This window comes from Nocardia sp. NPDC056100 (genome assembly GCF_042266325.1).
In the GTDB taxonomy this organism is placed as follows: Bacteria; Actinomycetota; Actinomycetes; order Mycobacteriales; family Mycobacteriaceae; genus Nocardia.
Genome location: NZ_JBHJVY010000001.1, coordinates 2,041,075 through 2,063,495 on the forward strand (window position 1 = coordinate 2,041,075; position 22,421 = coordinate 2,063,495).

At 67.7% G+C, this 22,421-nt stretch carries 17 protein-coding genes; 6 read left to right on the forward strand and 11 right to left on the reverse strand.

Going from position 1 to position 22,421, the window contains the following annotated elements; genetic code table 11:
• Positions 1-8 precede the first annotated feature (8 nt).
• Genes ACFC0O_RS09505 through ACFC0O_RS09515 form a run of 3 tightly spaced genes read left to right on the forward strand, consistent with a single transcriptional unit; the run spans position 9 to position 3,036 of the window.
• Positions 9-1,475: an MFS transporter gene (locus tag ACFC0O_RS09505; protein ID WP_375955253.1), complete on the forward strand. Its 1,467-nt coding sequence runs from the start codon at positions 9-11 to the stop codon at positions 1,473-1,475.
• Between the two features lie 6 nt (positions 1,476-1,481).
• A complete protein-coding gene (locus ACFC0O_RS09510; RefSeq protein WP_375955255.1) occupies positions 1,482-1,898 on the forward strand; it encodes a MarR family winged helix-turn-helix transcriptional regulator in 417 nt (138 codons plus the stop codon).
• A 40-nt stretch (positions 1,899-1,938) separates the two neighbouring features.
• Positions 1,939-3,036, forward strand: a complete 1,098-nt coding sequence (locus tag ACFC0O_RS09515) for a methyltransferase (RefSeq protein WP_375955257.1) — start codon at positions 1,939-1,941, stop codon at positions 3,034-3,036.
• Positions 3,037-3,232: 196 nt separating this feature from the next.
• On the opposite strand, the gene ACFC0O_RS09520 is transcribed toward ACFC0O_RS09515, so the two are convergent.
• Positions 3,233-3,757, reverse strand: a complete 525-nt coding sequence (locus ACFC0O_RS09520; RefSeq protein WP_375955258.1) for a DUF4254 domain-containing protein — start codon at positions 3,755-3,757, stop codon at positions 3,233-3,235.
• Between the two features lie 378 nt (positions 3,758-4,135).
• Between ACFC0O_RS09520 and ACFC0O_RS09525 the strand changes: the two genes are divergently transcribed.
• On the forward strand, positions 4,136-6,277 hold the full coding sequence (locus ACFC0O_RS09525; RefSeq protein WP_375955259.1) for a DUF6585 family protein: 2,142 nt from the start codon (positions 4,136-4,138) through the stop codon (positions 6,275-6,277).
• A gap of 4 nt (positions 6,278-6,281) precedes the next feature.
• Here ACFC0O_RS09525 and proB read toward each other — a convergent pair whose 3' ends face one another.
• From proB to ACFC0O_RS09570, 9 genes are all read right to left on the reverse strand, one after another.
• Positions 6,282-7,382: a glutamate 5-kinase gene (proB, locus tag ACFC0O_RS09530; RefSeq protein WP_375956067.1), complete on the reverse strand. Its 1,101-nt coding sequence runs from the start codon at positions 7,380-7,382 to the stop codon at positions 6,282-6,284.
• Positions 7,383-7,512: 130 nt separating this feature from the next.
• Complete coding sequence (gene obgE, locus ACFC0O_RS09535; protein ID WP_375955261.1) at positions 7,513-8,964, reverse strand: GTPase ObgE; 1,452 nt, start codon at positions 8,962-8,964, stop codon at positions 7,513-7,515.
• 157 nt (positions 8,965-9,121) lie between these two features.
• Positions 9,122-9,388: a 50S ribosomal protein L27 gene (rpmA, locus tag ACFC0O_RS09540; RefSeq protein ID WP_364629570.1), complete on the reverse strand. Its 267-nt coding sequence runs from the start codon at positions 9,386-9,388 to the stop codon at positions 9,122-9,124.
• A gap of 40 nt (positions 9,389-9,428) precedes the next feature.
• A complete protein-coding gene (rplU, locus tag ACFC0O_RS09545; RefSeq protein WP_067568881.1) occupies positions 9,429-9,740 on the reverse strand; it encodes a 50S ribosomal protein L21 in 312 nt (103 codons plus the stop codon).
• A gap of 389 nt (positions 9,741-10,129) precedes the next feature.
• Positions 10,130-13,480 carry a translation initiation factor IF-2 N-terminal domain-containing protein gene (locus ACFC0O_RS09550; RefSeq protein ID WP_375955264.1) on the reverse strand — a complete coding sequence of 1,117 codons (3,351 nt, stop codon included), beginning with the start codon at positions 13,478-13,480 and terminating at the stop codon, positions 10,130-10,132.
• 409 nt (positions 13,481-13,889) lie between these two features.
• Positions 13,890-14,306 carry a nucleoside-diphosphate kinase gene (gene ndk, locus ACFC0O_RS09555; protein ID WP_364629563.1) on the reverse strand — a complete coding sequence of 139 codons (417 nt, stop codon included), beginning with the start codon at positions 14,304-14,306 and terminating at the stop codon, positions 13,890-13,892.
• 60 nt (positions 14,307-14,366) lie between these two features.
• Positions 14,367-14,774: a DUF4233 domain-containing protein gene (locus tag ACFC0O_RS09560; protein WP_375955266.1), complete on the reverse strand. Its 408-nt coding sequence runs from the start codon at positions 14,772-14,774 to the stop codon at positions 14,367-14,369.
• The gene (locus ACFC0O_RS09565) at positions 14,771-16,141 is read right to left on the reverse strand and encodes a bifunctional folylpolyglutamate synthase/dihydrofolate synthase (RefSeq protein WP_375956070.1); all 1,371 of its coding nucleotides are present in this window, start codon (positions 16,139-16,141) and stop codon (positions 14,771-14,773) included. The genes ACFC0O_RS09560 and ACFC0O_RS09565 overlap by 4 nt, the downstream gene beginning before the upstream one ends.
• A 65-nt stretch (positions 16,142-16,206) precedes the next feature.
• Entirely contained in the window at positions 16,207-18,900 is a 2,694-nt protein-coding gene (locus tag ACFC0O_RS09570) for a valine--tRNA ligase (protein WP_375955268.1), read from the reverse strand.
• A 431-nt stretch (positions 18,901-19,331) separates the two neighbouring features.
• Here ACFC0O_RS09570 and ACFC0O_RS09575 point away from each other — a divergent pair, with 431 nt between their 5' ends.
• Positions 19,332-20,123, forward strand: a complete 792-nt coding sequence (locus tag ACFC0O_RS09575; protein ID WP_375955270.1) for an alpha/beta fold hydrolase — start codon at positions 19,332-19,334, stop codon at positions 20,121-20,123.
• Positions 20,124-20,171: 48 nt separating this feature from the next.
• Here ACFC0O_RS09575 and ACFC0O_RS09580 read toward each other — a convergent pair whose 3' ends face one another.
• On the reverse strand, positions 20,172-20,960 hold the full coding sequence (locus tag ACFC0O_RS09580) for a helix-turn-helix domain-containing protein (protein WP_375955271.1): 789 nt from the start codon (positions 20,958-20,960) through the stop codon (positions 20,172-20,174).
• A 237-nt stretch (positions 20,961-21,197) separates the two neighbouring features.
• Between ACFC0O_RS09580 and ACFC0O_RS09585 the strand changes: the two genes are divergently transcribed.
• Positions 21,198-22,421, forward strand: coding sequence for a hypothetical protein (locus ACFC0O_RS09585; protein WP_375955273.1), 1,224 nt, complete (start codon positions 21,198-21,200; stop codon positions 22,419-22,421).

Genomic DNA, 22,421 nt, shown 5'->3' on the forward strand with positions numbered 1-22,421 from the left:
GCATTCCAATGGCAACTCCGCCACACGCCCGGCCCGCCAACACCCCGTCCACACCGCCCACCGTGCAACCGGATACGTCACCCGTCCCACCGGCGGACCCGTCCCCCATGACAAGCCGCGCCCGCTGGGCCGTGCTCGCGGTCATCCTGTTCGCCTCGATACTCGACCTGCTCGACTCCACCATCACCAATATCGCCGCCCCCACCATCGCCGCCGATCTCGGCGGCGGCACGGCCCTGATCCAATGGCTCGGCGCGGCTTACGCACTCGCCATGGGCGTGCTGCTGGTGGTCGGCGGCAGACTCGGTGACAAGTTCGGCCGCCGCCGACTGTTCCTGATCGGCATCATCGGCTTCACCCTCGCCTCGGTGGCCTGCGGGCTGGCCCTCGGCCCCGCCGCGATCATCGGCTTCCGATTGCTTCAGGGCGCTTTCGGCGCACTGCTCATCCCGCAGGGCTTCGGCATTCTCGGAGCGGTCTTCCCCCGCGACGAGGTCGGCAAGGCGTTCGGCGTCTTCGCACCCGCGCTGGGCCTGTCCGCCATCTGCGGCCCGATCCTGGCCGGATTCCTCATCGACGCGAACCTGCTCGGGCTCGGCTGGCGCGCCATCTTCCTGATCAATATCCTGCTCGGCACTCTCGCGACGGTGCTCGCGATCCGGCTGCTCCCCCGCGATTCCGGTGACCGCGCCGTCGTCGTCGACGGGCTCGGCTCGGCACTGCTCGCCGCCGCCATGCTGGGTGTGCTCTACGGCCTCATCGACGGCCCGGCGCACGGCTGGACCGCACGCCCGATCCTTGCGCTCACCGCCGGACTGTTGTTCTTCGGCGGGTTCTGCCTGCGCCAGCGGCATGCCGCCGCACCGCTCATCGAACCCTCACTGCTGCGCAATCGCGGATTCACCTCGGGCCTGCTCCTGGGCCTGATCTACTTCGCCGCCACCTCGGGCCTGCTGTATGTGCTTTCGCTGTATCTCCAGGATGTGCTGCGCCGCACTCCCACACAGGCCGCGCTCGCGCTCGTCCCCCTCTCGATCGGCATCATCGTGGCCTCCATCGCCACCCACCAGCTGCTCGCACGCCTGGGCCGCACCCTCGTACTCATCGGCCTGCTGCTCACCTTGACCGGCAGCCTGATGCTGTACGCGCTCATCCACCACTACGGTTCGACGCTATCGGGCTGGGCGCTCATCGCTCCCGTGCTGCTGACCGGCCTCGGCCTCGGCGCGTGTTTCGGCACCATCTTCCGGGTAACCCTGGGCGATATCGATCCCGTCGAATCCGGCAGTGCCAGCGGCGCGCTCACCGCCGTGCAGCAACTCGCCAACAGCATCGGCGCGGCCGCTGTCACCACCGTCTACTTCCACACCACCGGTGGCGCGTCCGCCAGCCTGCTGGTCGTCGCTGCGCTAGCCCTGACCTGCTGTCTCGCCTACCGGCTGCTGCCCGAACACGCCGCCGCCGAATCACACTGAAGGACAATGATCGTCATGAAGCCCATCGGCTACTGGCTCAATCGCACCGATCGCGCCATCACCCACTACATGAACGGCACCCTGGCCGAATTCGGCCTCACCCGGCTCGCCTGGCAGGTCCTCAATGTCGTCCGCGACGGCAAGGACGTGGCGGACGACGAGGTGCACACCATCCTGGTCGCCAATGCCGAAGCCGCCGACCTGGACACCGCCGTCACCCTGCTGCTCACCGACGGCTGGGTCGCCCGCCCGGCCGCCGAGCGGCTCGCGCTCACCGATGACGGCCGGGAACGGCTGGTCAAGGTCGGCGCGAGTATCGACACCTTCCGCGAGGTCTCCCTCGCGGGCGTCACCGACGACGAATACCGTACCGCGGTCTCCGTGCTCGAACGCATGACCGAGAATCTCGAAGCCCGGCGGTAGGCTCGACGCATCCGCTGCCTGAAATCGGTTGGAGTCCACCATGACATCCAGTTCCGCATCAGTTCCGCCGCTCCCCCTGGTACGCGCCCTCGGCTGGTTTCGCGACGGACTGGCCGCGTTGCACAGGCGGCTGGTTCCCGGGCATATCGCACTACTCGAACTGCAGATGACCGGATTCCTCACCCAGGGCATCCACGCGGCCGCCGCGCTCGGGGTCGCCGACGCGCTCGCCGACGGACCCAAGCAACCGGATGAACTGGCCCGCGCACTTGGGGTGTCCGAGGACGGACTGCGGCGGCTCATGCGGTTGCTGATCAGCTTCGATATCTTCAGCCAGCGGCGCAATGGTTCCTACGCGCTCAATGGGATGTCACAGGCGCTGCGCAGTGACGCCGATGTCACGCTGCGCGATGTGATCCTGTTCTTCGGATCGGATTTCCACCGCAATCACTGGACGCATCTGGCGGACGCGGTGCGCACCGGACAGTCGGTCGGACCCGCGCTGGACGGGATGCCGTTCTTCGAATACGCCGCCGCGCACCGCGATATCGGGGATATGTTCGACCGGGCCATGACCAGCATCAGCACGCTGTCCGCCGAACCACTGTTCGCCGCATACGATTTCGGGCGATTCGGAACGCTCGTCGATATCGGCGCGGGACAGGGCAGTCTGCTCACCGATATCCTGCGCCGCACCGACGCCGCGCGCGGCATCATCTTCGATCTGCCCGAGGTGGTCGCGGAATTGCCCGCGCAGGTGGCGAAACTCGGACTGGCGGAACGACTTTCGGTCGAACAGGGTTCGTTCTTCGAAGCGGTGCCCAAGGGCGGGGACGCCTACATTCTCAAACACATCATCCACGACTGGTCCGATGACGAGGCCGAACGCATTCTGCGCACCGTGCGCGCCGCCATGGAACCCGATGCGTGCCTGCTCGTCATCGAGATCGTGCTGCCCGAACATCAGCGGCCGCACGCCGGAAAATTCATCGACCTGGAGATGCTGGTCAACGCGACCGGCCGGGAGCGCACCGAAGCCGAATTCCGGAATCTACTGGCCCGCAGCGGATTCATCCTCACCCGCACCGTGCACACCGCCGCCCCGGACTGCGTCCTGGAAGCGCGCCCCGCACGCTGATCCTCCCCCGGCGGTGATCGGCCCCCTTGCGCCGATCACCGCTGGCAGGGCTGCGCGTCATAGCACCGGATTGCTCGGACAACCGCCGCACCAGAGCATTCCAACACCGCGACTTCGCATCCCAACCCCGGCGCACCCAATTGCCACCGGGAGTCTTCCACGCACTACCCCGCATCACGCGGCTCAATCAAGCGCGCTACGCCGATCTTCGTTCCTGTGCGCCCAGCACATTCGCCGCCCGGTCCGTCCACCCGGCGGCCATTTCCGCCAGGTCGTACCAGGCCGCGTGCACCTGCTGGTCCGATACCCGGTCCACCGTCTTGAGCAGATGCACCGCGCGCACATGCGCGGCCGCCATCGCGTCGATGAGGGATCCGAGCGATTCGCCGCGCGTTTCCCGGCGGCGCGCCCGCCTGGTCACCCACTCATCGATGAAAGTGACCGTCTGCGCACGGCGTTCGTCGATGCCGCTCGGGTCCGGCGCACCCGGATCGCCGCGTTCGGCATTGCGTTCCAAATGCAGTTCGGCCAGGCCACGGGCCCAGCGCGTGACCGGATGATCATCGGACTGGTCACCGATATGGCCGCAGAAGGCGGCCAGCAGCTCATGCCAGTCGGGCAGTAGGGGACGATGCGCGAAGCCGTCGTCACGGCGAGCGAGGACATTGTCACGGCCACTCGCCCACGACAACTGCGTGTCGTCCGGTTGCGGTATGTACATACCTACCTCCACGGCGGTGCGGGCGCACCCGGCGCCGCGGGCGGTCGCCGGACCGCGAGCCCGGCGCGGCAAGGGCGGACCGCGCCGGATCCAGGCAACCGCTATCGGCGAAGGGCACATCTACGATGCGGCACCGGGTGCAACTTCCAGGATGCGCGGAAAAGCTCGCCCGCCCACTGCCCTTTCCATGGCCTTCCGATGCCCCTCGCTCGCCGCGCCGTGCCGACACGCACGGAAATGCGGTATATGGGACCGACCGGTCGGTGAAAATCACCGCCACCTGCCCCATTGTCGACGATTCCGGATCTGTGGCACAGTCGCTTTCGCACATGATCATCGGCGGGAGCCGCGGAACCTCCCGCCGCACAGGGGGTAGCGATGACGCGCGTGGTGGGGATCGATCTGGGGACCTCGAAATCGGTTGTCTGCGTATTGGAGAACGGGCGGCCCCGCATCCTCGCCAATGCCCAGGGCGCGCAATACACCCCGGCGGTTGTCGGATTCAATGACGACGGCTCGGTCATCGTCGGGCAGAAAGCCGTCGACCGGTCCATTCAGCATCCGGGGCAGACCGCCGCCGGGGTACGACGCCGCCTCGGCACCGACTGGACCTTCACCGATCACGGAAAGACCTACACCGCACCCCAAATCGCGGCCTGCGTACTGCGCAAACTCAAACGCGACGCCCAGACCGCGCTCGGCGAGGAATTCACCGATGTGGTGCTGGCCGTACCCGCCCACCTCGGCGAGGCCGAACGCCGCGCCACCCTCGAAGCCTGCGAACTCGCGGGGTTGCGAGCGCTGCGGCTGGTCGGCGAAACCAGCCTGACCGCCCTCGCCTACGCGGCGCACACCCGGCCCGACAGGGAGATCGCACTCGTGGTGGACCTCGGCGCGGGTACGTTCAGCGTCGCGCTGTGCGAGATCGGCGATGGCGTTACCTCGGTGCGGTCGACAGGAGGGGACAACACGCTCGGCGGCAATGACTGGGATCAGCGCCTGGCGGACTCGATCACGCGGCGGTTCCTCGCCCGTACCGGCGTCGACCTGAGCGCGAATCCACTTGCGCTACAGCGTATTCGAGTAGCCGCCGAGCAGACCAAGATCGAGCTTTCCAGCGCCGCGACCAGCACCGTGAACCTGCCCCATATCGCCACCGACGGCGGCGGAGATCCGATGTTCCTCTCCGAGAACATCACCCGCGCGGACTTCGTCGAACTCACCACGGACCTGCTCGACCGCTGCCGGGCGATAATCGCGAAAGCGCTTGCCGACGCCGGACTCTCGATGCGCGAGGTGAACCGGGTGATACCGGTCGGTGGAGCCAGCCGCATGCCCGCCTTCACCGCGCTGATGACAGAACTCGGCGGCGAACCCTACCGGGGCATGCATCCGGACGAGTCCGCGGCCATCGGCGCGGCGCTGCTGACCGGGGTACTCACCGGTGCCATCGGCGACCAACGCCTCCTGGACGTCCCACCGAGCGGTATCGGAACCCCGACCGGCACAAGCCCGTTCACCCCGGCCGACGACACATCTACATCCACCCCGCAGGCCGAGGCACCACGGGCATCCACCCCACGCGACGACCAACGACAGGCGTCCGCCTCGCACGATGACGGGTCACAGGCAGCGCACGCGTCGAACGAGGCGCGGCAGCGGTCCGGGGCGGCGGAATCGGGCGGGCGGCAGCGCGACGAACCTTCTCCGCTCATCATCGCTGCCGCTGCGAAACATGGCCTCGGGCAACATGTCTCGACCCATCCACACCGCTGGTTCGGGGGTTCGCGCGCGTGGATCTACGGTATCCCGCTCGCTATTCTCGGGGTGATCGTCATCGCCAGCTTCATCACCGACGGCGCGGGCAGCGCGCTCGCGGTCGCGATACTGTTCCTCGGCGTCGCGGGGCTGGTGTGGCTGCGGCAGTTCATCAGTTCGCCCAAACACACCGCGGCACGGGTGAAGTACACGGGCAGTCAGAGCACCGGATCGCAATTCCGGGATGCGCAGCTGAGCCTGTTCGAGCACGGCGCGGTGGTGCAGAGCGGCGGGCGGACGCACGTATTCCGTTGGGAGACAGTGTCGGTGATCGAGGACATCACCCGCGTCTCACACCGCATGTACGGCTCCGAGACCGGCGTGTCCTGGACCTACCGCTATCAGCTGACCGATCCGTCCGGGGCCGACTACCTCATCACGGACCGATTCGTCGGAGCCGAGCACTGGGGACCGGAGATCCGGCGGCGGGTGACGGCCGCGCAATTGCCGCTCGCCCTCGCCGCCGCCGAAACCGGGAAATCCCTGGAGTTCGGCTCGATAACCCTGAGCCACGGCGCGATTCGCGCGCACAACCGCTCGGTGCCCTGGGGCGAGGTGCAGGAGATCCGAGTCGACAAGGGCTACATAGCGATTCGCGTCGCCGGGGAATGGCTCTCGCTCACCAAGGTGGCGGCGAACGCCATCCCGAACGTCTTCGTCTTCCTCGAACTCGCCGAGCGCCTGCGCACCCGGGCACGCTGAACGGTCAGACCTTGACCAGGTCGTCGGCGTGCACGACGGGGCGCTGGGAGTTCTCGGGGAGGTCGCCGGTGGAGCGGCCCTTCATGGATTCGAGTTCGTCGCTGTCGTAGGCGGCTACCCCGCGGGCGACGACCGCGCCGTCCGGGGAGATCAGGTCGATCACATCGCCGCCGTGAAAACGCCCGGCCACCTTGGTGATTCCGGCGGCGAGCAGGGAGCGGCGGCGTTCGGCGACGGCCTGTACCGCACCAGCGTCGATATGCACCGCGCCCCGGCTGTCGGCGGCGTGGCGGACCCAGAATTTACGAGCCGAGAGGCGGACCGGGCGGGCGGCGAAGGCGGTGCCCACGGTCGCGCCGGACAGCGCGGCGGCGGCATCGGATGCGGCGGCCAGCAACACCGGCACCCCGGCGTCGGCGGCCAGCCGCGCGGCTTCCAGCTTCGAGGCCATGCCGCCGGTGCCCAAAGCGCCTCCGCTACCGGCGATTACGCCATCCAGATCGGCACTGCTGCGAACCTCGGGAATGAAATTGGCGGAACCCTTGCGAGGGTCGCCGTCGTAGAGCCCGTCCACATCCGATAGCAGGATGAGGGCGTCCGCGCCGACCAGGTGCGCCACCAGTGCGGCGAGCCGGTCGTTATCGCCGAAACGGATCTCTTCCGTTGCGACGGTGTCGTTTTCGTTCACCACGGCGATGGCGTGCAGGGAGCGCAGCCGGTCCAGGGTGCGCTGGGCATTGCGATGGTGTTCGCGGCGGCCGAAATCGCCCGCGCTGAGCAGCACCTGGCCGACCACGCGGTCATAGCGCGCGAACGAGGTGCCCCAGGCGTGCGCCAGGGCCAGCTGGCCCACACTCGCGGCGGCCTGCTTGGTGGCCAGATCCTTGGGCCGCTTGGACAATCCGAGCGGCGCGATACCCGCGCCGATGGCCCCGGAGGACACCACGACCACATCGGAACCGGCCCGCATCCGCGCCTCGACGGCATCGGCCAGCCGGTCCAGCCGCTCGGTCTCCAGACCGCCCGCGAGACTGGTCAGCGCCGAGGAGCCGATCTTGACGACCACGCTGCGCGCCGTCGCGATCGCCCGCCGCGCTTCGCTCAGCTCGGACTCGGCCCGCGTGATACTCGAACTCACTGCACCACACCTCAATTCGCCCGCGGTACGGTACCGCCGCTTCGAATCCCTATCACCCGCACCGGTATTCGCGCGAATCCGGTGCGGGCGGTTACTGCTAGCCCTCGTCGTCGATCAGGCCGCGGCGCGCCCGCGAGGCGTGCTTGCGCTCGGCCGCGCCGATGCGCTCGGTCTGATCCAGGCGCGGGTCGGCGCCACGACGGGTCATCATGGTCTCCACACCGGCGGAGATCTGCGGCTCCCAGTCGAAGTAGAAATCGCCGATGGTCACCGGTGCGCCCGGTTCGGCACCCAGCTTGACCAGCTCCTCCTCGACACCGAGGCGCGCCAGGCGGTCGGCCAGGTAACCCACGGCCTCCTCGTTGTCGAACTGGGTCTGCGCCACCCAGCGCTCCGGCCGCTCACCGCTGACGATGAAGCCGCCCTCGACCTCGGGATCGCGAATAACCTTGAAACCGCTGTCGCCCTTGACAACCGGGCGAATGATCGCGCGCTTGGCCTCGGCCTTGGGATGCGCGTCGCGGTATTCCTTGATCAGGTCCGCGAGCGCGAAAGTCAACGGCCGCAAGCCTTCCCGGCTCACCGCCGAGATGGTGAACACCGGCCAGCCGCGCTTCTTCAGCTCCGGGGTCACCATCTCCGCCAGCTCGGCGGCATCGGGGACATCGGCCTTGTTGAGAATGACGACGCGCGGCCGGTCCGCCAGATCGCCCAGTCCCTCATCGCCCTTGAGCGCGGGCTGGTACGCCGCGAGCTCGGCCTCGAGCGCGTCGATATCGGAGATCGGATCGCGACCCGGATCCAGGGTCGCGCAGTCGACCACATGCGCCAGCACGGCGCAGCGCTCCAGATGCCGCAGGAAGTCCAGGCCCAGACCGCGGCCCTCACTCGCGCCCGGGATCAGACCCGGCACATCGGCGACCGTGAAACTCGTCTCACCCGACAGCACCACACCGAGATTCGGCACCAGCGTGGTGAACGGGTAGTCGGCGATCTTCGGCTTGGCCGCCGACAGCACCGACACCAGCGAGGACTTACCGGCCGACGGGAAGCCCACCAGGCCCACATCCGCCACCGACTTGAGCTCCAGGATCAGCTCGCGCTCCTGGCCCTCCTCACCGAGCAGTGCGAAACCGGGAGCCTTGCGCGCCTTGGACACCAGCGCGGCGTTGCCGAGCCCGCCGCGGCCGCCGCGAGCGGCGATGAACTGGGTGCCGACGCCGACCATATCGGCCAGAATCTCACCGTCCGTGCTCATCACGACGGTGCCGTCCGGCACCTTCAGCAGCAGACCGTCGCCGCGCTTACCGCTGCGATCATTGCCCTCGCCCGGTTTACCGTTGCCGCCCTTGGCATGCGGGTGGAAGTGGAAGTCCAGCAGCGTGTGCACATTGCCGTCGACCTCGAGGATCACATCCCCGCCATTGCCGCCGTTACCGCCATCGGGTCCACCCAACGGCATGAACTTCTCCCGGCGCACCGAGGAACAGCCGTGCCCACCCTTGCCCGCACGCACGTGCAGTACGACACGGTCGATGAATTTGGACATATCGGTGATCATCCTCCTTCAGGACAGTCGTCTTGCGATCGCACGGCCGGATCGGCACGTGTCATGAGCGAACTATGTAAAAACAGCAAAACGGGCCAGGGCTATTTCAACCCTGACCCGCGTCGCGAAGTGCGTGTGGATTAGCTCCGTGACGGCGTCAGGCCGACACCGGCTCCGGAACCACGATGTTGATGGTCTTGCGACCACGCTTGGTGCCGAACTGCACCGCGCCCGCCGCCAGGGCGAACAGGGTGTCGTCGCCGCCACGGCCGACATTCACACCGGGGTGGAAGTGCGTGCCGCGCTGGCGAACCAGGATCTCACCGGACTTGACGACCTGGCCGCCGAAACGCTTGACGCCGAGCCGCTGGGCATTCGAATCGCGACCATTGCGCGAGCTGGATGCACCCTTCTTATGTGCCATTTCAAACTCCTCGTGCCGGGGTGACGAACCCCAAGTCGGATTACTTGATGCCGGTGACCTTCAGGACCGTCAGCTTCTGACGGTGGCCCTGACGCTTGTGGTAGCCGGTCTTGTTCTTGAACTTGTGGATGCGGATCTTCGGGCCCTTGGTCTGTTCGACGACCTCGGCGGACACGGAGACCTTCGCCAGCTTGTCAGCATCGGTGGTCAGCTCGGCGCCATCAACCAGCAGCACCGGCGCCAGCGACACGGAAGTGCCCGGCAGACCCTCGATCTTCTCGACCTTCACCAGGTCACCAACCGCGACCTTGTACTGCTTTCCGCCGGTCTTGACGATTGCGTACGTTGCCATCGGTCGGCTGCCCTTCTTCCTGTAGTACTACACGGCTGATCCTCCGGCTTTGCACCGGAAACCGCCGAATGACTGGTCTGGTATTCACCGCCGCCTCGGGCCTGTGGTTCACATTTGAACCGGACCCTCGTACACACAGCGCATTTGCTGAATCATGCTGCACAGCAGAGCGCTGTCGCCGGGGGCAGCGACTGTCCAAGACTACAGGACCGGCCCGAGCGGTCCAAACCGGGGGTTCCGCGCCCGTGAACGGCGAGGAAACCGGCCTGGCCTGGGGGTCTGGCGTACGCCGTCACACCCGCCGGATCGGCCGTGCGGGGCCCCGGAACGGGGGTGGCCCCGCCGTAGCAACGGCGGGGCCACCTCGACTCGATGTCAGAGCTCTGACGTCAGTTCTCGCCCTCCGGGGCGCCCGCGGGGCGTCCGGCGGCACGACGGCGCGGGCGGGCCCGCGGGGTCACCTCCACCGGCGTCAGATCCGCGAGGGACAGGCTCGGCGTCTGCGGCTGATCCGCGCTGGAGAGCACGAATACCGCGCCCTCACTGGCGGAGGCGGGAGCGGTGACCGCACGCGCCACCCGGCGGCGTCCGGCCCGGCGACCGGGCTCGGCCGAAACCTTCTCGGTCACCTCCGGTGCGGCGACCGCCAGCTTCGGCTCGACGGCCGACTTCGGCTCGGCGACAACCGGATCCGGGGTCGGCGTGGACTCGGCGGCCTGGGCCTGCTCCACCAGCACGGCGGCTTCGGCGGCGGCCTCGATGGCCTCCTCCTCCACCACCGCGTCCGCGGCGGAGGTCAGCACCTCGGATTCGATTGCGTGCGAAGCGGTATCGGCCGCATGCGCGGCGGTGCCGTTCGTCGACGCCTTGGCCGTAGCGGTCTCGTCAGCGGTGCTCGCCCCGGCATTGGCGGCGGCGACCGCTTCCGCACCCGCTACCGCGGCATCGGCCAGCGCCTGCTGCGCGTAGGCGACCTCATCGGCGACATCGTGCTGTTCGTCGTCGTGACCCTCGGCGTGATGGAGATCATCGTCGTGGTGCGCGGCCATGGCGAGCGCGACCGGATGAGCCCGCTTGGCGGCGGCCTTCTCCTTGTTCTCGCGCGGCTCCTCGACGACCACCGGGGCGGCCTCGACAACGGCCGGAGCCTCGGGCGCGGCGTTGCCACGGTCCTTGCGGCGGCGGCGCGAACCCTCGCGACGACCCACGCCCTCCTCGGCCGGAGCCGATTCGACCGGGTAGTTGTGCACGATCAGGCCGCGGCCGTGGCAGTGCTCACAGGTGGTGGAGAACGCCTCGACCAGACCGGTGCCCAGCTTCTTACGGGTCATCTGAACCAGGCCCAGCGAGGTGACCTCGGAGACCTGATGACGCGTGCGATCGCGGCCCAGGGCCTCGGTCAGCCTGCGCAGCACCAGATCCCGATTCGACTCGAGGACCATATCGATGAAGTCGACGACGATCATGCCGCCGATATCGCGCAACCGCATCTGGCGCACGATCTCCTCGGCCGCCTCCAGGTTATTGCGGGTGACGGTCTCTTCCAGGTTCGAGCCGCCGGCACCGGTGAACTTGCCGGTGTTGACGTCGACCACGGTCATGGCCTCGGTACGGTCGATCACCAGGGTGCCGCCCGAGGGCAGCCACACCTTGCGATCCAGGGCCTTGGCCAACTGCTCGTCGATGCGCAGACTGCCGAACACGTCGACATTCTGGTGCTCGTACTTCTCCACGCGGACAAGCAGATCCGGGGCAACGGTGCGAACGTAGTTCTCCACCGTGGTCCAGGCGCGCTCACCCTCGATGATCAACTTGGAGAAGTCCTCGTTGAACAGATCGCGAACCACCTTGACCAGCAGGTCGGGCTCTTCGTACAGCGTCTTGGGCGCACCCGAACCCTGCTTGGACTGCTCCTCGATGGTGCGCCAGGTCTGCTGCAGACGCTCCACATCGCGGGCCAGTTCGGGCTCGCTGACACCCTCGGACGCGGTGCGGATGATGACACCGGCATCCTGCGGGACGATATCGCGCAGGATCTCCTTGAGCCGCTTGCGCTCGGTATCGGGCAGCTTGCGCGAGATACCGGTCGAGGTACCGCCCGGCACGTACACCAGGAAGCGACCGGCCAGGCTGATCTGCGTGGTCAGGCGCGCGCCCTTATGGCCCACCGGATCCTTGGAGACCTGCACCAGCACGGTGTCACCCGGCTTGAGCGCCTGCTCGATCTTGCGTTCCTTACCGCCGAGACCGGCGGCCTCCCAGTTCACCTCGCCCGCGTACAGCACGCCATTGCGGCCGCGGCCGATATCGACGAAGGCGGCCTCCATGGACGGCAGCACGTTCTGCACCTTGCCCAGGTAGACATTGCCCACCATGGACGCCGAACCGGTGCTGGTCACGAAGTGCTCGACCAGAATGCTGTCCTCGAGCACCGCCACCTGCGTGGTGGAACTCGGATGATCGGGGAAGTGCTTGTCGCGCACCACCATTACCCGGTCCACCGATTCGCGGCGGGCCAGGAATTCGGATTCGGTCAGGATCGGCGGGCGACGGCGACCGGCCTCGCGACCGTCCCGGCGACGCTGGCGCTTGGCCTCGAGGCGGGTCGAACCGCTGATGCCCTGGACCTCGTCCGGGTTGCTCTCCTTGGCGGCGGCGCGGCGCTTGCTGCGCGGCTCACGCTCGTGCACAACGGTGTTCGGCGGATCGTCGTCCGCCACCTCGGGCTCGTTATCGGTGTCCTCGCCACCCTTGCGGCGACGACGGCGACGGCGACGCCGGCTGCTCGAACCCTCGGGCACGGCCGAATCATCGGCGTCGTCCTCGGAATCCTCGGCTTCGGCCTCGGCGTCCGCGCGGATCTGATCCTCGATCTCGGGATCGATCTCGCCGTTCTCGTCATCGGGATGCTGTTCGCCGCGACCCCGGCCGCGACCGCGACGACCGCGACGGCGACGCCGGGACGCGCCGTCACCGCGCTCCTGGCGGGTGCCGTCGTCCTCCCAGTCCTGCTCGTCGTCGCCCTCGTCGGAGGCGGTGTCCTCGGCCGCCTTCTCCTCGGCGACCTTGGTCTCGACCCGGGTCTTGTCCTCGGCGCGGACCTTGTCCTCGCGCGGGGCGTCCTCGCGGGCCTGCTGTTCGCGGGGGGCTTCCTCGCGCGGTTTGTCCTCGGTCCTGGGCTTGCGCTCGGACCGGATCTTGCGGCGGGTTTCCTCGGCGGCGGCGAGATCCGGCGACAGGAAGAGCGGCGCGGCCACGGGTGCGGACGGCTGATACACGATCGGCTCGTCGACCGGCAGTTCCGGCTGCTGGAACGGGCTGGTGAAAAGTTTGGGGGCGCGTTTGCGCGTAGGTGCGGCCGTTTCGGCGGGTGCGGCGATCTCGGGCTGGGAGATCGCGGCCTCGGCGGCTTCCACCTCTTCGGCGGCCAGTTCGTCGGCGGCCAGCTCATCACCGGCGATGATGGCGGCGTCGACGGTGGCGGGCGGTTCGACCGAGCGCGGGCCGAAGGCGTCGCGGACGGTTTCGGCGACCGTGCGGTCCAGACTCGATTGCGGGCTGCGCGCCTGCGCGCCCATCTCGGTCAGGTGGGCCAGGATACGTTTGCTGGTGGTTCCCAGCAGCTTCGCCAGTGCGTGCACTCGGATCCGTTCCGGCAACTGTTCGGTGGCCGGGAGGGTGTCCGCGGCCTCCCCGTCGGCGTTCACCTGTGTTGCTTCGTGCGGCTCTTTTTCGGCCACGAAATCTCCTTGGGCCCCCGGGCGCGTCCCTCCGAAGAGTGACGGAGTGACGCGGCCGACGCGGGGACACTGTCTTCGCCTCGCGTCCTGCGGGCGCGAGATCAATGGTCTGCGCGCCGCGTGCCCGTTATCACCTTGTATCTCGTCGTTCGGGCTAACTGGTCACGTGGCGCCTGGGTGTGGTTTGGCTCAACTCCACGTCACGAGCGTTCATCCAGCGTGCCTAGCCGACAACCGAGTCTTTGAAGCCGTCGGCGGCAGCGATGATCGTCCGTCGTGCCGTGGTGTCAATCAGAGGTGGCCAGCACCCACCGCACATGGCGGGCAGGGACCACTTCCGATGCCAGTATCCCACACTGCGCCGCTGCCCCCGCAGCGGCGCACGAGAGTCCCGGGAGTCGGGACCGGTTCAGAGGGTGAATTCGGGGAACCAGAGCGCGATTTCCCGCTTGGCGGATTCGGGCGCGTCCGAGCCGTGCACCAGGTTGTACTGGGTCTCCAGGGCGTAGTCGCCGCGGATGCTGCCGGTGGCGGCCTTCTCGACCGGATCGGTGCCGCCGGCGAGCTGACGGAAGGCGGTGATGGCGCGCGGGCCTTCGAGCACGGCCGCGACGACCGGGCCGGAGGTGATGAATTCGATCAGCGAGCCGAAGAACGGCTTCTCCCGGTGCTCGGCGTAGTGCGCGACGGCGATCTCCTCGGAGACGATCACCTGCTTCAGCGCCGCGATCTTCAGACCCTTGCGCTCGATGCGGGTGATGATCTCCCCGATCAGGCCGCGGGCCACGCCGTCGGGCTTGATGAGTACCAAAGTCTGCTCAGTCACGGCGCAAAGCGTATATGGCTTTTACCAGGGAGAAAATTCATGCGGGAAAAGCGACCGGATTCAGGCTTCGGACACGCGCTGGCTCGGTAGCAACCCCCCGGCGATTCGCTTTCGCACATCGGCGCGCAGGAAGAGGATGAAGAGCCAGACCGCGGCGAAGACCACGCCGATGATCAGGATCGACAGGTGGATGAAACCGCCCGCGAGCAGGGCCGCCTGGGTGGCCAGGTTGAAGGACATGGCCCAGGGGCGGCGCTGTACGCCCGCGCCCAGGAACATGAGCACCGCGAGGCCGACCAGGTAGAGGACGGACCACCATTTCAGGCCGCCGCCGACCACGCCGACCACGGGTAGCGCGAGCAGGACGGTGATGGCCTCGAGGACGAGGGTTCCGGCCATGACGCCCCGGAAGCCCTTCCACGGGTCGGTGCTGGGCTCCGGCACGCCCTCGGGCGCCACGTCGCTCATGCGGGATCCTTTCCGAACAGTGAACGGGCCGATCCGGCGGTGACGACCGACCCGGTGACCACGATGCCCGCTCCGGAGACCAGTTCGCCACTCTCGCCCTCTTCGGCCAAGGCGATGGCGGTTTCGATGGCGTCGGGCAGATCGTGCGCGACGGCCACCCGCTCATCGCCGAAGCGCTGCACGGCGAGGTTGGCCAGATCGTCGACGGGAAGGGCCCGGGGCGAACCGTTCTCGGTGACGACGATTTCGTCGAGGATCGGTTCCAGCGCGTCCAGGATGCCGCCCGCGTCCTTATCGCCGAGCACCGCGACGACGCCGACCAGTTTGCGGAAGTCGAATTCGCTGGTGAGCGTTGCCGCGAGGGCCTGCGCGCCATGCGGATTGTGCGCGGCGTCGATGAAGATGGTCGGCGCGCTGCGCATGCGTTCCATCCGGCCGGGGCTGGCGACCGAGGCGAATCCGGCTCGCACGGCATCGATATCGAGCTGGCGGGACGCGCCCGCACCGAAGAACGCCTCGACCGCGGCCAGCGCCAGCGCGGCGTTCTTGGCCTGATGCTCACCGTGCAACGGCAGGAAGATGTCGTCGTAGACGCCGCCGAGGCCCTGGAGCTCCAGCACCTGACCGCCGATGGCGACGCGGCGCGCGAGCAATCGGAATTCCGAACCCTCACGCGCGACGGCCGCGTCCATCTCGACGGCGCGGCGCAGCAGCACCTCCATGACCTCGGGCTGCTGTTCGGCGATGACGGCCACGGTATCGCGCGGCACCAGTTCGTCGGCGGGGGCCTTCTTGATGATTCCGGCCTTCTCCCCCGCGATGGAGGTGAGGTCCGGGCCCAGGAAGTCGGTGTGGTCCAACCCAATCGGGGTGATGACCGCGACCTGTCCGTCGATCACGTTGGTGGCGTCCCAGGTGCCGCCCATTCCGGTCTCGACGACCGCGACGTCCACCGGCGCTTCGGCGAAGGCCGCGTACGCCATACCGGTGAGCACCTCGAACTTGCTCATGGCCGGGCCGCCCGCCGCCGCGGACTGCTTGTCGATCATCTCGAGGTACGGCAGCAGTTCGCGATACAGCTCGACGTAGCGCCCGGGCGGGATGGGCGCGTTGTCGATGGCGATGCGTTCGGTGGCCAGTTGCAGGTGCGGGCTGGTGATGCGGCCGGTGCGCCGGTGCAGGGCGGTGAGCAGGGCGTCGATCATGCGGGTGACCGAGGTCTTGCCGTTGGTGCCCGCGATATGGATTGCGGGATAACCGCTTTGCGGCGATCCGAGCAGATCCATCAGCGTGGAGATGCGGGTGAGCGAGGGCTCGATCTTGGTTTCCGGCCAGCGCTTGTCGAGTTCGGCTTCGACCAGCGCCATTTCGGCCAGGTCCACCGGGGAGGTGGTTATCGGGCCTTCGACGTACTGGCGTTCGGGCTCGCTGTTCACTTGCCCTCCCCCGATTTCGCGATCTCGGTGAGCCGTGCGCCGATGCGCTCGACCTCGGACTGGGCGATTTCCTTGCGCGCCTTGATCTTCGCGACCACATCGTCGGGAGCCTTGGCCAGGAAGCCCTCGTTGCCGAGTTTGGCCGTGGTGGTGGCCAGGTCCTTCTGCGCTGCGGCGAGATCCTTTTCGAGGCGGCGGGCCTCGGCCACCAGGTCGACGGTCCCGGAGGTGTCGATCTCGACGGTGACGGTGGCACCGCTCAATCGCACCTCGACCGAGGCGGTGGCGGCGAAATCGTCGCCGGGCGCGGTGAGGCGGGCCAGGTTGGTGACCTCGGCCTGCTGGGCCAGCAGATCCGCGCCGTCCAGGCCGATGAGTTTGGCCGCGACCTTCTGGCTGTCGGACAGGCCCTGATCGCTGCGGAAGCGGCGGATCTCGGTGATGAGGCGCTGGGCGTCGGCGACGCGGGTGGCCGAAACCTGGTCCGCGGCAATGCCGGTGGCCTGCGGCCAGCTGGCCACGACCACGGATTCGCCGCCGGTGAGCGCGAGCCACAGCTGTTCGGTCACGAACGGGATGGCCGGATGCAGCAGGCGCAGCACCGCGTCGAGCACATTGCCGAGCACGATGCGGGTGGAGGCGGCGCGCTCCTCGGATTCGGCGAACTGCACCTTGGCCAATTCCAGGTACCAGCTGCAGAATTCGTCCCAGGCGAAGTGGTAGAGCGCTTCGCAGGCCTTGCCGAATTCGTAGCGGTCGAAGCTGGCGTCGACTTCGGCGCGCACCTCGTCGAGGCGGTCCAGGATCCACCGGTCGGTATCGGTGAGGGTGTCGCGGGCGGGCAGTTCGCCCGGCTGCGCACCGTTCATGAGCGCGAACTTGGTGGCATTGAACAGTTTGGTGACGAAGCTGCGCGAGGCGGTCACGTGCGAGGTGCCGACGGACAGGTCGCCGCCGGGCTGGGCGCCGCGCGCGAGGGTGAATCGGGTTGCGTCCGCGCCGTATTCGTCGATCCAGTCCAGCGGGTCGATGCCGTTGCCGCGCGACTTGGACATCTTCTTGCCGTGTTCGTCGCGGACCAGGCCGTGCAGGAACACGTCCTGGAAGGGGACCTGCTTCTGATCGGCGGGCTTGCCGGTGGTGAGCGCCTCGTCCTCGGAGACGTACATGCCGAACATCATCATCCGGGCGACCCAGAAGAACAGGATGTCGTAGCCGGTGACGAGCACGCTGGTGGGATAGAACTTCTCGAGTTCGGCGGTGGAGTCCGGCCAGCCCATGGTGGAGAAGGGCCACAGTCCCGAGGAGAACCAGGTGTCGAGCACGTCCGGGTCCTGCACGTAGCCCTCGGGGGCCTGCTCATCCGGTCCGACGCAGACGATCTCACCGGCGGGGCCGTACCAGATCGGGATGCGGTGACCCCACCACAGCTGCCGGGAGATGTTCCAGTCGTGCATATTGTCGACCCAGTCGAACCAGCGCGGTTCCTGGCTGGCCGGGTGGATCTTCACATCGCCGTTGCGCACGGCGTCGCCCGCGGCCTTGGCGATGCCCTCGACCTTGACCCACCACTGCATGGACAGGCGCGGTTCGATAGGTTCGCCGGAGCGTTCGGAGTGGCCGACCTGATGCTTGTACGGGTATTTGCGGCCGACCACGCGGCCCTCGGCCTCGAGCCGCTCACGGATCTTGAGCCGGGCCTCGAAGCGGTCCATACCGTCGAATTCGGTTCCGCTGTCGGCGATCTTGCCGGTCTTGTCCATGATGGTCGGCATGGGCAGGTTGTGCCGCAGGCCGAGCTCGAAGTCATTGGGGTCGTGCGCGGGGGTGATCTTGACTGCGCCGGAACCGAATTCGGGGTCGACGTAATCGTCGGCGACGATCGGGATCTGGCGGCCGGTGATGGGGTGGTAGACGGTGGTGCCGATGAGCGCTTTGTACCGCTCGTCATCCGGGTGCACTGCGACCGCGGTATCGCCGAGCATGGTCTCCACGCGGGTGGTGGCCACGATCACATGCGGTTCATCGTCATTGAGCGAGCCGTAGCGCAGCGACACCAGTTCGCCGTCGACCTCCTTGTGGTCGACCTCGAGGTCGGAGATACCGGTCTCGAGCACCGGCGACCAGTTCACCAGGCGTTCGGCGCGGTAGATCAGACCGGCGTCGTAGAGGCGTTTGAAGATGGTCTGCACGGCGCGGGAGAGCCCGTCGTCCATGGTGAAGCGGTCGCGGCTCCAGTCGACGCCGTCGCCGAGGCGGCGCATCTGGCCCTGGATCGCGCCGCCGGATTCGCGCTTCCAATCCCAGACCTTATCGATGAAGAGTTCGCGGCCGAAGTCTTCCTTGGTCTTACCGTCGACGGCGAGCTGCTTCTCCACCACGGACTGGGTGGCGATACCGGCGTGGTCCATGCCCGGCAGCCACAGCACCTCATAGCCCTGCATGCGCTTGCGGCGGGTGAGCAGGTCCATCAGGGTGTGGTCGAGGGCGTGGCCCATGTGCAGGGTGCCGGTCACATTCGGCGGGGGCAGCACGATCGAGTAGGCGGGCTTGGCGCTGTTCGCGTCGGCGGAGAAGTAACCAGCGGCTACCCAGCGCTCGTACAGGTCGGCCTCTACCTCACTGGGGTTCCAGCTTTTGGGGAGGGCATCGGCACGATTACGCGGGTTCTCAGAGGCTGTGCTGGTCACCGTGCGATTCTAATTGAGGGCCCGGCAGGGCTTGACAGCGCCGCTGTGTGGCGTCCCGACCCGGACGACGCAGGAGCAGGACCCCGGACAGCCGAAGGGCGAGACCTTCGGCGGATGAGGGACACCGAAGGCCTCGCCTTCGAGAGCAAGCCTACCGCCGTTTCGGCCGGGACCTCGGATTCCATAAGCAATTCTCAGGTTCTGACCCAAATGGGCCAGGGTAGGCCACAATTCGTTGCAACTGCGTTGCGTGCGCCGCATGGCCTTCGCTACCCGCAGGGATGCTGCGTACGCGGGTGGAGGCATTCGGGGCAAGACCCGAATATCACTGGCGGCCAGCGGTTTTCGCATGTCAGCGAGGTGAGTGACTGCATTACATTTCACACTCGGAGTCGGGCTTGCGCGTCGGAGGACTGTCGTAAGGTCCGAAGATGCCGTTCGTAGCTCGCGGGGGAGCGAAGATCCATTACACCGATACGGGAGGGAACGGACCGCCGGTCCTGTTGGGGCACAGCTTCTTCATGGACGAGGAGAGTTTCGCGCCGCAGCAGCGCGCACTCGCCCCGCACTACCGCGTGGTGTGCGTCGATTCGCGCGGGCACGGCCTGTCCGAGGACGACGGAACACCATTCAGCTACTGGGATCTGGCGCGCGACACCTGGGCGGTGGCAGATCAGCTCGGCATCGAGCGCGCGGTGGTCGGCGGGGTCGGGCACGGGGCGTTCACCGCGGTCCGGATGGCGCTGCTGGCCCGGCCGCGATCGCGGGGAGTGATCGCGATCGGTTCCACCGCCGATGCCATGCCCGCGCGCCGCAAACCCGGATACCGCGAGGTCCTGGACGCCTGGGCCGGGAGCGCGCCGCTGACCCCGATCATCAAAATGGTGTCCGCGCTCACCGTGGGCGGCACCGATGACGATAAACAGCCGTGGCGCGATAAATGGCTGGCCGGGGATCGCACCCGGCTGCGACTCTCGGCGGACTGCCTGATCAACCGCGATTCGGTGCTCGGGTTGCTCGGCGAGATCACCTGTCCGGCAATCGTTTTGCGCGGCGTCGGGGATCAGACCGCCGATGCGGACGAGGTGTTGCGCATGGCCCGGGCCTTCGGCGTGCCGACGACGGTGCACACCATCGCCGGGGCGGCCATGTCCCCGAACCTCACCCACGCCGACGAGGTGAACACCCTGCTGCGCGAATTTCTCGACGGGCTGCCGGAGTAATCACGCGATCGTGAACCGAGACTCGCGCGCACCGGCCCGGCGGAGTGATCACGCGGCGCCGACCAGTCCGATGAACAGTTGGTGGGCGAATTTCGGGGTGGTGCTGCGGTAGCGCTGCACGATGACGTCGAAGACGGTGGCGGTCTCCGGATTGCGCAGGCGGAATTGGGATTCGGGGCGGCCGATGCGCACGTGCGCGTCCTCCCAGAGGCGGCGGAAGTCGGCGTGCTCGCCGAGTTCGGCCAGCAGTGACTCGATTTCGTCGCGGTCGGCGGCATCGGCGGCGTAGGCTCGGAAGCGGCCGACCATGAGGCGGGCCTCCTGTTCCCATTCCTCTATGACTATGCGGGCGCGCGGATCGGTGAAGAGCCAGCGCAGTACGTGACCGCCCCGGCCGAGGCCCGGGAAGGCCGCGTCGAAGGCACTGTTGCAGTCGACCACGCGCCAGCCCTCGTCCAGGGCGGCGGCCAGATGCGGGAGCAGGGCGTCCAGGGTGGTGCGGACGGTGCCCGCGGCAATGCTGTTGGGCCGCAGCGATTCCGGGATCGGCGGGGTGGGCCGCTGCTGCGCCAGGTGGTAGAGGTGCACGCGTTCGGCGGAGTCCAGGCAGAGCACATTCGCGAGCGAATCCAGAATGGCCGGACCGGGATTGAGCGCCTCGCCCTGTTCGATCTTGGCGATATAGCCGAGGCTGGCGTGGGTGGCCTCGGCGAGTTGTTTGCGGGTCAGTCCGGCCGGATGCGCGGAGGTGGGCCCGCTGCGCCGCTCCCGAATGAACTCGGCCAGGGTGGGAGCGCGCAGATCCGCGGCCTCGACCGCGATGTCATTGTCGGACAACAGTTCTCCGCTCTCTCCTGCCCCCGGATCGCACCCTACCGGGCCGGGCCGCACTCCCCCAGCCCTGGAAGAGTCCCGCGCTACCCCTGCCAGTGGCACCCGGGCAAGCGGGTGTCCCGGCGAGTGGTACCGGGGCGCGGGGCACATCCTGACTGGGGTATCCCAGCGGTTGCCGAGCCGCGCGCCGCGCGCCGATATTTGCCTGTGGGGCAGGCGAGACCGGGCAGGAGTGAGACCATGGGCATCACATCGCGCGCCATTTCGATCGGCGCGGAATCGTATTCGTATTCCTTCGGCGAGGACTGCCTCGCGGATATAGCCGAGGGGATTGCCGGATTACAGGCGGACACACTCGTTTTCGTCACCGACGATACGGTGCTCGGGTTGTATCGGCCGATTATCGAGCGCCTGTCCGGCAGCACCCCGGCGATTGTGCTCAGTCATCGGGCGGGCGAATCCATGAAGACGCTGGCCTGTCTCACCGATCATCTGGAGCGGGCGCTGCGCGCGGGGGCGACCCGGCGTTCGGTGGTGGTGGCGTTCGGTGGCGGCGTGCCCGGAAATCTGGCCGGGCTCATGGCGAATCTGCTGTTCCGGGGCGTGCGGCTGGTGCATGTGCCGACCACCACCATCGCCGCGATGGATTCGGTGCTGTCGCTGAAACAGGCGATCAACAGTCCGGTGGGCAAGAATCACCTGGGCACCTATTACGCGCCGACGGCCGTGTACGCGGAGGTGCGACTGTTCGCGACACTGCCGTTGGACGAATTGCGTTCCGGCTATTGCGAAATGGCGAAGAATTGCCTGGCCATTCGCCCCGCGGCGCTGGACCGGCTGCGGGCGATCATCGCGGCCGGCGAATTGGCCGCGCCCGCCGCGCTCACCTGGCTGCTGGATGCCAGTATCGAGGCCAAATCCGCTGTCACGCGCAACGATACGCATGAGCGACGCTCCGGATTGGTGCTCGAATACGGGCACACCGTCGGGCACGCCATTGAAATCTGCGATCACCGGGTACGCGGATCGGCCGGAATAGCGCACGGCGCGGCGATAGCGGTGGGAATGCTGGTGGCGGCGCACATCTCGCACGCGCGCGGCTGGCTCGGCGATGACGAGGTGAGCGCGCACTACGAGATCATCACCGGATTGGGTGTGGAACCGTGCCTGCCGCCGACGGTTTCGGTGGCGGATGTGCTCGCGGTGGCGCAGGACGACAATAAGAAGGGCTATCTGGAAGCGCGGCCGGAATCGCTGCCGTTCGTGCTGCTGCGCGGGCTCGGCCGCCCCGCCATGACCGGTGACCTTCCGCTGGTGCATGTTTCGATCCAGGAGATTCGCGAGGCGCTGGAGGTGATCGCCCAGCCCTCCCCGGCCGCGTCGATGGCCGGGAGACGACTGACCGCCGCCGCGATACCGGCGGCGCATGGATCTGCCCGCCGCACACGGCATCAGGGCGTCTGA